Source organism: Flavobacterium sharifuzzamanii (genome assembly GCF_003254585.1).
GTDB lineage: Bacteria > Bacteroidota > Bacteroidia > Flavobacteriales > Flavobacteriaceae > Flavobacterium > Flavobacterium sharifuzzamanii.
Genome location: NZ_QJGZ01000041.1, coordinates 308,795 through 324,158, shown reverse-complemented (window position 1 = coordinate 324,158; position 15,364 = coordinate 308,795). Strand labels below are relative to the sequence as shown.

Below are 15,364 nucleotides of genomic sequence, written 5' to 3'. Positions count from 1 at the left end.
AGGTGCGAGAGTGCCTCTTTTTGTTTTTACATTATAGCTATTTATAATAAGCATATTACAAGAAAAAAAGTTTGGTTTTTCATTGGGTTTTAGATAACAACAACTACACACAACAACAACTACAACACAACTAAAACCCATTGTATAATCAAAAAGGAAAAATTTATGATTCCACAAGTTTCACAAGAAATTATCGATTTAGGAGATGGAAGAAGCATCTCAATCGAAACTGGTAAATTAGCAAAACAAGCCGATGGTTCAGTTGTTGTACGTTTAGGAAACTGTATGCTTTTAGCAACAGCAGTTTCTGCAAGAACATCTAACCCAGGTGTTGACTTTTTACCATTAACGGTAGATTACCGTGAAAAATTCGCCGCTGCGGGACGTTTCCCAGGAGGATTTTTCAAAAGAGAAGCAAGACCAAGTGACAGCGAAGTATTAACAATGAGATTAGTAGACCGTGTTTTACGTCCTCTTTTCCCAGATGATTACCACGCTGAAACTCAGGTTATGATTCAATTAATGTCTCATGACGATAACGTTATGCCAGACGCATTAGCTGGTTTAGCAGCATCTGCAGCATTAGCTGTTTCTGACATTCCGTTTTATAACTTAATTTCTGAAGTACGTGTTGCTCGTATCGACGGAAAATTAGTAATCAACCCAAGCAGAGAAGAATTAGAAAAATCTGATATCGACATGATGATTGGAGCTTCTATGGATTCTGTTGCAATGGTTGAAGGTGAGATGAAAGAAATTTCAGAAGCTGAAATGGTTGAGGCAATTAAATTTGCTCACGAAGCTATTAAAGTTCAAATTGTTGCTCAACAAAAATTAAGAGCAAAATTGAGCTCTCAAGAATACAGAACTTACGAAGGTGAAATTGAAGACGAAGCTGTTTACGCTAAAGTAAAAGCTGCTGCTTACGACAAATGCTATGCAATTGCACAAGAAGCTTCAGGAAAAGCTGAAAGAGGTGAAAAATTCGCAGCAGTAAAAGAAGAAGCTAAAGCTTTATTTACTGAAGAAGAATATGCTGAAAATGCAGATCTTGCAGGTTTAGTTGGAAAATACTTCTACAAAACAAACAAAGAAGCGGTTCGTAACGTAATTCTTGAAAAAGGAATTCGTCTAGACGGTAGAAAAACTACAGAGATCAGACCAATCTGGTGTGAAACTGATTATTTGCCATCTGTACACGGATCTTCTTTATTTACACGTGGAGAAACTCAAGCTTTGGCTACTGTAACTTTAGGAACTTCTAAAGAAGCTAATCAAATCGATTCTCCATCTGAACAAGGTGAAGAGAAATTCTACTTACACTATAACTTCCCTCCTTTCTCTACTGGTGAAGCAAAACCATTAAGAGGAACTTCAAGAAGAGAAGTTGGTCACGGTAACTTAGCTCAAAGAGCATTAAAAAATATGATTCCTGCAGATTGTCCTTATACAATTCGTGTTGTTTCTGAAGTTCTAGAATCTAACGGTTCTTCTTCTATGGCAACAGTTTGTGCTGGAACAATGGCTCTTATGGATGCTGGGGTTCAAATGACAAAACCAGTTTCTGGTATTGCTATGGGATTAATTACTGACGGTGAGAAATTTGCTGTATTGTCTGATATCTTAGGAGATGAAGATCACTTAGGAGATATGGATTTTAAAGTGACTGGAACTGCTGACGGTATTACTGCTTGCCAAATGGATATCAAAATCGAAGGATTGCGTTATGACATTATGGAACAAGCTTTGGCACAAGCTCGTGATGGACGTTTACACATTTTAGGTAAATTAACTGAAACTATTGCAACTCCAAGAGCAGAAGTTAAAGCTCATGCGCCAAAAATCATTACTAGAACTATTCCTGGAAACTTTATTGGAGCATTAATCGGTCCTGGAGGAAAAGTAATTCAAGAATTACAAAAAGCTACAGGAACTACAATCGTAATCAACGAAGTAGATGAGCAAGGTGTAGTTGAAATTTTAGGAACTAATCCTGATGGCATCAAAGCAGTATTGGCTAAAATTGATGCATTAACTTTCAAACCACAAGTTGGAGAAGCATACGAAGTAAAAGTAATCAAGATGCTTGATTTTGGAGCTGTAGTAGAATATACTGCTGCACCAGGAAACGAAGTATTGCTTCACGTATCTGAGCTAGCTTGGGAGCGCACTGAAAATGTTGCCGATGTTGTTAAAATGGGAGATGTTTTCCAAGTGAAATACTTAGGAGTTGACCCTAAAACTAAAAAAGAAAAAGTGTCTAAAAAAGCACTTGTTCCAAGACCTCCACGTGAGGAGAAAAAAGAGTAATCAGATCTTAGTTTACTAAAGGTTTATTCATAGAGAAATCCCGTTTCATTTAATCGAAACGGGATTTTTTGCTTTTACTATTGTCTGTAAACGATTCCAAACATCAAACTTTGGGAACCAAAATTCTTTTCAACTTGATCATTAAACAAATTATAAGGCGACCATTGATAATGACATTGCAATCCGGTATTTCTATAATTAATCTTGATTCCTTGTGATAAATAAAATGTAGTCAAAACTTCTTTTGCGTGTTCTCCCTTTCCAAATTCTAATTCTTTTGGAGCATTATAAAAATTTAGAGCCAAACCAATTCCCGAATTCCATTCTAAATTAAAATCTGTTTTTTGCCGAGATAACGGAATAACTTTTGCAAAACGCGTTCCCATATTTATCGCAAAATGACTCGATTTGTATTGTACAATAGAATCCCGATATTTAAAATTGACATCGACAGGATTTTTTGGCACAAAAAAGTTAAATCCAAAATCTACAAAATCTTCCCGATTTAATTTATTTCTAAACCAAAATCCAAATGACGGCGATAAATCAAACTTATCAGAAAGCTCTCCTATTGGCTGCACAAAACCAGCTTCAACATAAACCCTCTCGTATTCATCAGATAAATTTTGAGATTCATTTTGGGCAAATGTAAATTCTGAAAATATAAGAATTAGTAGTAATAAACATCGTCTCATAATTTACCAGTTTAAGAAAGGCATTGACCTTTTATTATTTACATTCCAAAGCCCCATCTGAAAGCCTTTTGAATTTGACTTGTTCAAAACGCCAATTTGTACACCTCTGTTAATTCTGGTTTGATTAAAAATTCCCAGGTGCAATCCTCTTAATTGATAGGATTGGTTGTAAATTCCAACTGTTGAGCCTGCCAAACTATTATTAGCATTATAAATACCAATCGAAAGCCCGTTTTGTTGATCTGAAATTGTTCCTAAAACTGTAACCGAAAGCCCATTAAAATTATTGAATTTATTTCCAACAGATACATTTAATCCATTCATACTAGTTGTGGTAAAGAAACATCCCGTACTAACATTTATACCATTTAGTCTTAAATGAGGAAAATGATTCATATTCTTAATTTTATAATAATCTTCAGTATTTTTAATGCTATCCGATTTTTTATTGTTTTTAATTATCTCATCCATATACATTAAGGACATAAAAGCATAGAATGCTCCAACTACTGGTGCTGGATTAGCTTCCATGTTTAATCCGTTTATTGTTTGATGCTCTACATTTTTGTTTTCAACATGCCCAACTCCAAATACAAGTCCATTTACTTTATCAACTTTTTTAGACATTGGTGAAAGGCTGAAAATTTGAGAATGCAATTCAGCAGGATCATTTTCAATTAGAACTGAATTCTGACCGTAAGAGTATCCAAAAACAAAACTTAGAATTACTAAAATTGATGTTTTCATAAATCATTATTTTAAAATTACGGGACAAACATATTGTAATTATCACATGTAAATTTGCTTAAATCAATAAAACTATTTCTTATATTTGTGATTATCGCAAATTATGAAATATCAAGAATCCTTTTTAAAAGCGCTTCGAGCTAAAATCCCTAAATCAGTTTCTATAATTGAGGAGATTGCTGCAGTTTTAGAGATAAGCTACGATGCATCACACAGAAGAATATCTGAAAAAAGTAAATTTTCGATTGATGAAACCATCACATTAGCAAATCATTTTAATATTTCATTAGACAATCTATTTTCGAAAAGAGAAAAAGTAATTATAGAAAAGACTATTGAAATAGAAACTTTAAAAGATATGCTTCAATATTTCAAAACATCGGCAGAACAAATCGAAGTATTGACTAAAAATCCCAACACAACACTATTTTATTCTGCTAAGGATATTCCGCTGTTTTATTTTATGGATGGAACTATCTTATCAAAATTTAAAGCTTTTGTATGGCTGAATCTTTTAAACGCCAATCAAAAGAAAGTCAATTTTGAAAACTTTATAATCGAAGAATCTTTTGCAGAATATATGCAGAAGTTAAAAAATGTGTATGAAAACACAGTGGTAAATGAAGTTTGGAATGACACTACCATAAACAGCAGTTTACAACAAATTCTGTACTTTCATGAAGCCGGTTTACTTTCTTTAAAAAATGCAAATGCCCTCTGTAAAGACCTGAAAAGAATTATCAATTTGATTCAGGAAAAATGTAACGTAAAAAATACAAAGTTTAACATCTATTATAACGAGTTAATCTTGCTCAACAATAATATGCTTATCGAAACGGACGAAAAGTTAACCATGTTTGTTCCTTACACACTCTTAGGCTATTTTATTACCGATAATGAAGAAAGCTGCAATAACGTGCATCAATTTTTTAAACAACAAATCATAAACTCAAAACCGCTAGGACAATCAGGTATTAAGGAGCAAAACATATTCTTTAATCGAGCCATTCGAAAAATAGATTATTATATTGAAAAAATTAATTCACAAGTTGACTTGCTTTTTTAAAATCAAATATTCCATAATTCACTCAAGATTTATTCATAGCAAAAACCCCGTTTCATAATCAAGAAACGGGGTTTTTCAGTTTTTACACCTACTTTTCAATCTAAAATCAAATAGTTAAAACACTAAACTACAACGTTTTCAAGAAACACATTGTAGGATAAATAATGCTGTTGGTTTAAAAATCAATGTTGTTGGTTTAATTTATTTTTTAAAGGACTATCATTAACATAGTTTTATATGGAAAATCGCTACACAAAACCAAATTATTGATGAGAAAGAGTATTGCAATGTCAAGAATAAAAACGCTATCATTTATCTCTTTTAAATTCAAACTATATTATAAAAGCCAACCATTGAAAATCACAAATTACTCACCAGTAATTTTCATCCTACTATTAATTTCAATCAACAGTTTTTCTCAAACTAATGAAAAAAAAGAAGTCTCCAATTATTTTGACAAAATAGTTGACGGAGAGATCTTAAACATCAACAATGGCAAAATTCATATTGATCCTTATAATTTAAAAAACAGCCACAATTATTATTCAAGTAAAGACTTTCTTAAAGGATCTGTTTTTTACGACAATCAGTTGTATGAAAACATCTTTATAAAGTATGACATATACAAAGACCAGCTTGTTAAGTCATTCGAAAACATAAGCACTTTCGGCATAACACTCATAAATGAAAAAACTGATTATTTTATAATTGGAGAAAAGAGATTTATCAACATTGACAATAAATATAGATATCCGAAGTCCATTACTGGTTTTTTTGAAGAAAAATATTTAGGTAAAAATATCTCCTTATACATTAAGCACACTAAAACTGCTAAGGAAACAATTAGCGAAACTGCTTTATATACAGAATTCAAAGAATACACTAATTACCAACTACTTTATAATTCAAAATTTGCATCTGTAAATACGCAAAAAGAAGCCCTTGAAATATTTCCTCAACTAAAAAAAGAAATAAAAGATTTTTACAAAAAAAATAAAATTCTGGAAGAGACAAATCCATACCAGTTCAAAGCAGATTTAATAAAATTTATTGACAACAATTTATAAGCTCTATTCTAAAATCTAAATGAAAAAACACTTTATCTTCTATTTATTTTTTTTACTGCCAATTTTTCTCTTTTCGCAAGAAAAAAATATTTCTATCAAATATTCAAATGTAACACGAAAGAAAGCTATTGAGATAGTCGAAAAAAATACTTCTTTTCATTTCTATTTTGAGGATCAGTGGCTATCTAATGATGAACTGATTTCTGGCGAATTCAGTAATACATCTATTTCAGTGGTTTTAGATGCTATTTTGAATAACACAACTATAAATTACATTATCGATAACAACAATATTATTTTAAGTAATGGGCTTTTAATCTCAAACATTATAACTGAAAAATATTTTGAAAATACCGATGATAAAAATGCTAATAAGACTGCCAATTTGCAAATTGTTCCAATTTATAATAAACAGTATCTGAATGATTCTAAGAAAGATACAGACTCTATTATTTCTCTAGGAAAACAGTCTTTGATAAACACATCTCAAACCTATACCCTTTCTGGCTATGTAAAAGACAGAATTTCAGAAAAACCAGAATATAACATCACCATTAAAGTAAAAGACAAAGACATCAGTACAACAAGTGATGCAAACGGTTATTACAGTTTTAGAGTTCCTGCCGGAATTAATATAATTGAAATACAATCAATCAGTCATCAATCAAAGGCTAAAAAGATTGTGCTTTACAGCAACGGAAAAGTTGATTTTAATTTAGACGAAAATGTAAATGCACTTAAAGAAGTTGTCATCGAAAATAAAAGAACCAAAAACACAGCTTCGGCAGTTGCAGGCCTTACAAGTATTAATGTCGAAAACATCAAAAACGTACCTTTAATTCTAGGCGAAAGAGATATTTTTAAAGTCGCAACAACACTTCCGGGGATAAAAACGGCAGGCGAAGGTTCTGCGGGCTTTAATGTGCGTGGAGGAAAAGATGATCAAAACTTGTTTTTACTTGACAACGCTTCTCTCTACAACCCATCTCACTTTTTGGGTTTCTTTTCTTCTGTAAATCCATTTACAACCAAAACAGCCGATATCTACAAAGGAAGTATTCCCGCTGAGTTTGGAGGACGCCTTTCTTCTGTTTTTGATATTAAATCTAAAGACGGAAATACCGAAAAAGTTTCTGGCGAAGCTGGAATTGGCCCTGTAATGAGCAATGTTACGCTTGAAATCCCGATAGTAAAAGAAAAATCAAGTTTGGTATTTGGTGGTAGAGCAAGTTATTCTGATTGGATTCTAAAAACTATTAAAGAACCTGAATTAGACAATAGTCAAGCTTCTTTTTATGATTTGCTTTTAAAATACAATCATCAAATCTCAAAAAAAGATGATCTGGAAACTTCCGTGTATTATAGTCACGACAAATACAGCATTAATTCAGATTCTATCTACAAATACAGCAATTTATTGGCAACAGTAAAATGGGATCATGATTTCAATGTAAAAAACAAATCTTCACTAATTGTTACTAATAGCCAATATAAATTTAACATCGATTACGATTCTCAACCTGAAAAATCATTTGATTACGGCTATAAAATTAATGAGACTCAGTTTGTTTTTAAAATGAAATATGCTCTTAATGAAAAGCATTTATTCAATTATGGCATTAGCAGTAAATTATACAATGTTGAACCTGGCTTCCTCAAACCAACAGGCAGCAACTCTGTAATTAAAGATCTCACACTTGAAAAAGAAAAAGCTTTAGAATCGGCTTTATTTTTTACCGAAAACTATAAAGTCAACGATAAGTTTTTAATTAATTTAGGTTTGCGTTATTCTTTCTATTCTGCACTTGGCCCTTCTACACAAAACATTTACCAAGATGACCAGCCTAAATCTGATAGGACTATTGTTGACACCAAAACTTACTCCAATAATGAGTCTGTAAAAACTTATGGTGGTTTTGAGCCCAGAATTTCAGCTCGCTATTTTATAATGCCTGACTTATCCGTAAAAGCAAGTTTTGACAGAACATATCAATATATGCATTTACTGTCTACGAACACCACTCAATCTCCAATGGATGTATGGAAACTTTCAGATTTAAATACTGAGCCACAATCTTCTAATCAATTCTCGTTGGGACTTTTCAAAAATATAATTGAAAAATCGTTAGAACTAAGCGTTGAAGGTTACTATAAGCGTTCAAAAAACATTCTAGACTATAAGGTTGGTGCCGAATTGTTTTTGAACGAAAACATAGAAACCGAACTTCTTCAAGGAGAAGGAAAAGCTTATGGAGTTGAATTTTTAATCAAGAAAGAAAAAGGAAATTTTAACGGATGGCTTAGTTACACTTATTCTCGAGCATTAATAAAACTCGATAGCAGATTTGATTCTGAAAAAATAAATAACGGCCAATATTTTCCAACTAATTATGACAAACCGCATGATTTTAGCGCTATTCTAAATTATAAATTCACGAAAAGATATAGTTTGTCAACCAATTTTGTTTACCAAACCGGCAGACCTGTCACTTTTCCAATCGGATCTTATGACTTAACAGGAGAGCAATTTACTTTATACAGCAATCGTAACCAATATAGAATTCCAGATTATTATAGATTAGATATTGGTCTTAATTTTGAAGGAAATCACAAAATAAAAAAACTCGCTCATAGCTTTTGGAACCTATCAGTTTATAATGTTTTGGGACGAAATAACCCTTATAATGTTTATTTTGTTACTGAAGATAAAAAAATCAAGGCTTATAAAACATCCATTTTCTCTGTTCCAATTCCGACAATAACTTACAATATCAAATTTTAATTCATTTATCTCATGCATATGAATTTATCAATAATCAAAAAAACATCGTTGGCCTTTTTTGCATTTGCCTTTTTATCAAGTTGCACGGAACAATATGTGTATCAAAATCAAGATTTTGAAGATGCAATGAGTGTTGAAGCTACATTAACGAACGAATTAAAATATCAGGAAATAAACATTTCGCGAACAAGACTAGTTAATGACACAATAAAAAAGCCTGAATCTGGAGCTAAAGTTACTGTTGTTGATAGCGATGGAAACGTATTTAATTTTGACGAAAAAGATGGAAAATATATTTCTGTAAATGAATTTAAAGTAGAACCAAACAAAAACTATCAATTAAAAATTACAACAAAATCTGGCAAATCTTATATTTCTTCACAGCAAGTTTTAACTACACAAAACTCTATTGATCTAGAAGCTAAAATGGCTGAAAAAGATGGCACACAAGGTGTTCAGATTAATGTTAAAAGTTTTGATCCAGCAAATACCTCTAAATATTATCGTTATGAATACGAGGAGACTTATAAAGTACAAACTGTTTACAACACAACAGAACGTGTAGAATTAGTACCTTATCAAGGTAGTTTTAAAATGATTATAGTACCAGCCGAACCAAATACTCATATTTGCTACAGCACAAAACATTCAACTGGCATTATACAAACAAATACAAAAGATCTAACCGAAGACCGTGTAAATTTCCCTGTTCGCTTTATTGACAAATCAAATTATATAATCGCTTATCGTTATAGCATTTTAGTTTCTCAATACACCCAAAGTCAAGCTGCTTATGATTACTATTATACATCAAAAAAAATGGTTGATTCAGGAGAATTGTTATCCCCAAACCAGCCCGGATACATTATCGGAAATATCAAATCAACTTCAGATTCATCAGAAAAAGTGGTTGGTTTCTTTGAAGTTGCCTCGGTTGCAAAAAAAAGAATCTTTTTCAATTTTACCGACATTTTTCCATCAGATGATCCAACGACATTCTTTAGAAAGTGCGAGCCCGAAGAAATTCAGTTTAGTGACATACCCGTTGACAATTATAAAGTACTCAGCACACATGTTTATATAGGAGGAGGTCCGGGATTGTCTCCAACATCATACTGGATGGTTGAAAAACAATGCGGCGATTGTACAACATTTTCTTCTAACGTAATACCTTCATTTTGGGAAAATTAAAAATCAAATTAGCTTTTCTAGTGCTATTAGTAAATTTCACTTATAAAAGTAATGCTCAAAACAATACTATTTTGAGCACAGAATCAATATTGATCAAAACTAACACCTCGACAATTCTAACTGGTGAAACACTATACTATAAATTATACTGTTTAAATAAAAGAACTGTGTTTTCAGATATTAGCGAAGTTGCTTATCTAGAAGTAATTAACGATCGTAAAGAAAGTGTGTTTAAAACTAAAATTAGTTTAAAAAACGGAATTGGATCTGGTGATTATTTTATTCCAACAACATTAACAACAGGAAACTATAAACTTATTGCTTATACAAACTGGATGTTAAACAATAGTCAAAATAACTTTTTTGAGAAAGATTTCACCATTATAAATCCATTTCAAGAACACATCAATATGATTATTGATAGCACTTCTAGCAAAGTTGACGTTTCTAAAAATGGAACCAAAAACACATCTGAAAATATCCTTTTGAGTCTTAATAAAGAAAAATATTCTAAAAGAGAAAAAGCTTCTCTTCTAATACCAAAAACATTGGATCAAGGGAATTACTTTCTAAATATCAAGAAAATAGATCTTATGCCTACAAACACAGATAGCGAAACTATTAACACTGATACAAATTTGAACCAAGACATAAAGATACTTCCAGAAACAAGAGGCGAAATTATAACTGGATTTCTAACTGCAAAAGCTGCAAATTCTAATTTAGATTCTAAAGTAGTTACATTATCTATTCCTGGAAAAAATTTCATTTTCAAGACCACTAAAACAGATCGCAACGGAAAATTCATTTTTTTACTAGATAAACAAACCAGTACATCAGAATGCTATGTGCAGTTATCAGAACTTGATAAGGAAAATTACGAAATTGTAATAGATCAAACACCAAGTCCGGATTTATCAAACTTAATCTTTTCCAATAAGACTTCTATTTCTAGCAAAAATTTAAAAGCAATTCAAGAGCGTTCATTGGCAAGTCAAGTAGAAAACGTTTATTTCTCGCAAAAGAAGGACAGCCTTATTGAAACCGCTAATACAGATTTCTTTTTTCAACCTACCGAAAAAAAATATAATCTCGATGATTTTGAACGATTTAGAACGTTTAAAGAAACAATAATAGAAATCATTGTCGAACTTAACTTTAAAGATTACAATCAGATTCCTTCATTATATTTAAGTGATTCCAGATACAATATCGTACAATCTCCCGAGCCATGTCTTGTTTTGGTTGATGGGCTACAAATTCAGAACATAAATGCACTATTAAATTACAACGCTTATCAAATCGAAAGTATTAGCGTTGTTGACAGCCCTTACTGTTATGGACCAAAAATATTTAATGGAATTGTGAGCATCGTTACAAAAAATAAAGATTTTGCCACTATTTACACGGATAAAAATATTTTAAAAACGACGATTTTAAGACCCGAACCTACAAAAGTATATTTTGAGCCAAAATATGAAACATCAAATACTCTTAGCCGAATTCCTGACTATAGACATCAATTGCTTTGGAAACCCAATATTGTTTTTAACAATAGCAATATGACAATCCCTTTTTATACATCTGATATTTCCGGAGATTATGAAATCATCTTAGAAGGAATTACCGAAACAGGAAAGTATGTTCATTTTTATAAAACATTCAAAACTGAGTAAATAATCAGATCTTAGTTTACTAAAGGTTTATTTATAAAAAGCTCCAATTCTCAACTGAATTGGGCGCTTTTCAATTTAAAGAAACCTTATTTTTTTAGATTTATTGATTTAAAAATTAAAAATAATTACAGATGATATTTAAGTCGAGTTTTAGGTTAAAAAATATACTATGAATATAATTTAAAACAAATTATATAGAATTTTTATTACATTTTAACACTATAACGTGATTTTTATAACATTTTTTTAATACTTTTGGAACCATCAATCCAAAAACAAAAAAAATCACATTTCCTTTGAAAAATCACAAAAAAAAAGCGATTTACCTATCGTTATTTGCAAGCCTATTAAACATATCGTATCTACATTCACAATCTGCTGAAAAATCCTCATTATACGATTACTTCGACCAAACAGTCGGAAAAGACAATTTAAATATTAACAACGGAATAGTTCATAGCGAACCTTTTCGACCAATAGCTGGGAAAAACAGATATTATACTGAAGAGTTTAATATTGGCGATATCAGTTTTGAGGGACAGATTTATTCTAGCGTTAATCTTAAATATGACATTCTTCTTGATCAAGTCATCTACAAACAGAATGGCTCTTCAGAAAATTTGCCAATCAACCTAATTACCGAAAAAGTTGATTATTTCTTTATCAAAAATAAAAAGTTTGTCAACCTTAAAGAAGAATCGGTAAAATTTCCTTCTATCATAAAAGGATTCTATGAAGAAACATACATTGGAGACAATGTCTCTCTTTACACCAAACATACTAAAGAAAAAGTAAAATCTCTTCAAGCAGATTTAATCTACTATAATTTCATTTATAAAGTAGGTTACGTCTTAAAATACAACAACTATTTCTATAAAGTTGAAACAGAAAAGGATTTTAAGAAAATTTTCCCAAACTATAAAAAGGAAATAAACAATATCTACAAAACCGACAAAAAATTAGAACATTCCAATAAAGCTCAATTCATGGAAAATCTAACGAAACAAATCAATGGTCTTTTAAAAAAAAGTTCTAATTAAATGAAAAAAATTACTCTTATTCTATTTTTATTCTCCTTTCAACAAATTATATACTCCCAAGTAATTAGTGACAAAATAACGGTTGAATTTAAAAATGCAAACATAAAAACTGCTATTCAAGATATTGAAAAAGTATCTTACTACAAATTCTATTTTGATGAAAAATGGTTTGAAAACGACAGTGTTTCTATAACCAAACAATATAAAGAAGTTAAAATTGGTGAAGTTCTTGAAGATGTTTTTCAGAACACAAGCTTTAACTTTTATATTTCTGAAAACAAAGTTATAGTAACCAATAACAGTATTATTTATAGCCAATTGCCTGATGATTATTTTGGAGTTCCTCTCGAAAGAGACGAAAACGGACAAATAACAACTCCTATATTCTATCAGCAATATGATTCAATAAAAAAGACAAATTCAAGAAATCCAAATAAAAATATTCGGGATCTTGTTCTTATTGGTAAAGAAGTTAAAAATCAAAAAAAGAAATCTACTTATACCTTGTCTGGTTTCATACGAGGCGGAAAAAACAATTCAGCACTTGCCAATGTTGTCGTAAAAATACCAAATTCTGAATTCTCTGCTGTAACAGACAAAAAAGGATTTTACAGCCTGCAAGTTCCAGGAGGATTAAATGTTGTGGAAACCGAAAGTTTCTCCTATAACAAAGTCACCAAAAATATAATGGTTTATAATGATGGCGCATTAAATCTTTCTTTAACAGACAATATAAATCAACTGGACGAAGTACTTATTAAAACCAATAAAAGCAAAAGTGCAAAATCTGCTATAACTGGAGTAACCACAATTGATTCTGAAGGAATTAAAAACGTTCCTCTTGTTCTTGGCGAGCGAGATATACTTAAAGTTGCTTTAACCATGCCTGGAATAAAAACAGCTGGTGAAGGTTCTGCTGGATTTAATGTTCGAGGAGGTAAAGAGGACCAAAATTTATTTTTGCTAGATCACGCTACATTATACAATCCATCACATTTCTTTGGATTTTTTACTGCTCTAAATCCTTATACAACCAAAAAAGTAGACATCTACAAAGGAAGTATTCCAGCTGAATTTGGAGGCAGGCTATCATCTGTTTTTGACATTTCATCAAAAAGTGGAAATGTAAACGAATTTCAAGGTGAAGGTGGTATTGGTCCTGTAACCAGTAATTTAATGGTATCAACTCCAATTGTAAAAGGAAAATCTAGTTTAGTTGCAGGAGGAAGAGCAACTTATTCAGATTATATCTTAAAAAGTTTAGATGATGAAAATTTAAAAAATAGCCAAGCTTCGTTTTACGATTTAATTTTAAAGTACAATCATAAAATAAATGCTAATAATGATATTGAATCTACTTTATACTACAGCCACGATAAATTTAGTGTCTCTTCAGATTCTTTATACAAGTACAGCAACAGATTGGCAACTTTAAAATGGAATCACACTTTCAATGAAAAAAACAAAGGTTCATTAATAGTTACCAATAGTGAATATAAATTCAATATTGATTATCAGTCTGAAGGAGTAAACAATTTTGATTTTGGCTATAAAATTGATGAAACTCAGGCAATGCTGAAAATGAATTACCTTTATAGCAATAAGCATAAATTCAGTTACGGACTTTCGACAAAATTATATACTGTTGATCCAGGATATTTAAGCCCTAAAAATCCTCAGTCTACCTTAATTCCAATTGATGTAGAAACAGAAAAAGGCTTAGAATCTGCAGCATACATCGGTGATAATTTCAAAATAAGCGATAAATTCCTTCTTGATTTTGGCTTACGTTATTCGACTTTTGCCGCTTTAGGAAAATCTACTCAGCGAATTTACGAAGAGAATCAACCTATAAGCGATGCTACAGTAACTGAAACAAAAACATATGGTAATAATGAAGTAATCAAAAGATATGGCGGACTAGAACCAAGACTTGCCGCAAGATATTTCCTTACAGACGATTTTTCTGTTCGCGCAAGTTATGACAAAACCTATCAATACATTCATTTATTATCAAACAACACGACACAATCTCCGACTGACATTTGGAAACTTTCAGATTTGAATGTTAAACCAGAAAGCGCGCAGCAAGTTTCTTTAGGCTTCTACAAAAACTTAAAAGGTGGTGATATCGAGCTTAGTTTAGAAGGTTATTATAAAAGATCTAAAAATATTCTAGATTATAAAGTTGGAGCAGAATTATTGCTTAATGAAAATATTGAAACCGAACTTTTACAAGGTGAAGGAAAAGCGTATGGTGTCGAAGTTTTACTAAAGAAACAAGTAGGTAAATTAAACGGTTGGCTTGGCTACACTTATTCAAGATCATTGATAAAGCTTGATAGTCAGTTTCAGCAGGAAAAAGTAAATGACGGAAAGTATTTTGCTTCCAATTTTGACAAGCCACATGACTTCAGTGCAGTTTTAAACTACAGAATTACTAAACGTTATAGTTTTTCTAGTAATTTTATTTATCAAACAGGAAGACCAATTACGTATCCGATTGGAAGATACGATTACGGCAATGAGCAATATACTGTATATAGTGACCGTAACAAATTTAGAATTCCAGATTATTTCAGACTTGATATTGGTTTGAACATCGAAGGAAATCATAAAATCAAAAAGTTAGCGCATAGTTTTTGGAATATTTCGGTTTATAATGTTTTAGGAAGAAACAATCCTTATTCTGTATTTTTTGTCACAGACAAAGGGCAGATTAAAGCTTACAAAACATCTATTTTCTCTATTCCAATTCCAAGTATTACCTATAATTTCAAGTTTTAAAAT

The 15,364-nt window shown here is 31.2% G+C and carries 10 protein-coding genes; 8 read left to right on the top strand and 2 right to left on the bottom strand.

The genetic code is table 11. The features are described 5' to 3' along the window. Window positions 1-165 precede the first annotated feature (165 nt). A complete protein-coding gene (locus DMA14_RS18665) occupies window positions 166-2,310 on the top strand; it encodes a polyribonucleotide nucleotidyltransferase (RefSeq protein ID WP_111426066.1) in 2,145 nt (714 codons plus the stop codon). Window positions 2,311-2,387: 77 nt separating this feature from the next. On the opposite strand, the gene DMA14_RS18660 is transcribed toward DMA14_RS18665, so the two are convergent. Then, window positions 2,388-3,005 carry a hypothetical protein gene (locus tag DMA14_RS18660; protein WP_111426065.1) on the bottom strand — a complete coding sequence of 206 codons (618 nt, stop codon included), beginning with the start codon at window positions 3,003-3,005 and terminating at the stop codon, window positions 2,388-2,390. 3 nt (window positions 3,006-3,008) lie between these two features. Further along, complete coding sequence (locus DMA14_RS18655) at window positions 3,009-3,752, bottom strand: hypothetical protein (RefSeq protein WP_111426064.1); 744 nt, start codon at window positions 3,750-3,752, stop codon at window positions 3,009-3,011. A gap of 103 nt (window positions 3,753-3,855) precedes the next feature. Here DMA14_RS18655 and DMA14_RS18650 point away from each other — a divergent pair, with 103 nt between their 5' ends. The 7 genes from DMA14_RS18650 to DMA14_RS18620 all read left to right on the top strand — a co-directional run bounded on the left by DMA14_RS18650 (window position 3,856) and on the right by DMA14_RS18620 (window position 15,361). Continuing rightward, a complete protein-coding gene (locus DMA14_RS18650; protein WP_111426063.1) occupies window positions 3,856-4,818 on the top strand; it encodes a hypothetical protein in 963 nt (320 codons plus the stop codon). 269 nt (window positions 4,819-5,087) lie between these two features. Then, complete coding sequence (locus DMA14_RS18645; protein ID WP_111426062.1) at window positions 5,088-5,885, top strand: hypothetical protein; 798 nt, start codon at window positions 5,088-5,090, stop codon at window positions 5,883-5,885. A 19-nt stretch (window positions 5,886-5,904) separates the two neighbouring features. Then, window positions 5,905-8,667, top strand: coding sequence for a TonB-dependent receptor (locus DMA14_RS18640; protein ID WP_111426061.1), 2,763 nt, complete (start codon window positions 5,905-5,907; stop codon window positions 8,665-8,667). Window positions 8,668-8,685: 18 nt separating this feature from the next. Further along, complete coding sequence (locus tag DMA14_RS18635) at window positions 8,686-9,858, top strand: DUF4249 domain-containing protein (RefSeq protein ID WP_157957738.1); 1,173 nt, start codon at window positions 8,686-8,688, stop codon at window positions 9,856-9,858. A gap of 71 nt (window positions 9,859-9,929) precedes the next feature. Further along, complete coding sequence (locus DMA14_RS18630) at window positions 9,930-11,534, top strand: hypothetical protein (protein ID WP_203418336.1); 1,605 nt, start codon at window positions 9,930-9,932, stop codon at window positions 11,532-11,534. A gap of 296 nt (window positions 11,535-11,830) precedes the next feature. Continuing rightward, complete coding sequence (locus DMA14_RS18625) at window positions 11,831-12,574, top strand: hypothetical protein (RefSeq protein ID WP_111426058.1); 744 nt, start codon at window positions 11,831-11,833, stop codon at window positions 12,572-12,574. After that, window positions 12,575-15,361, top strand: coding sequence for a TonB-dependent receptor (locus DMA14_RS18620; RefSeq protein ID WP_111426057.1), 2,787 nt, complete (start codon window positions 12,575-12,577; stop codon window positions 15,359-15,361). It abuts the gene before it with no gap. Window positions 15,362-15,364: the final 3 nt, after the last annotated feature.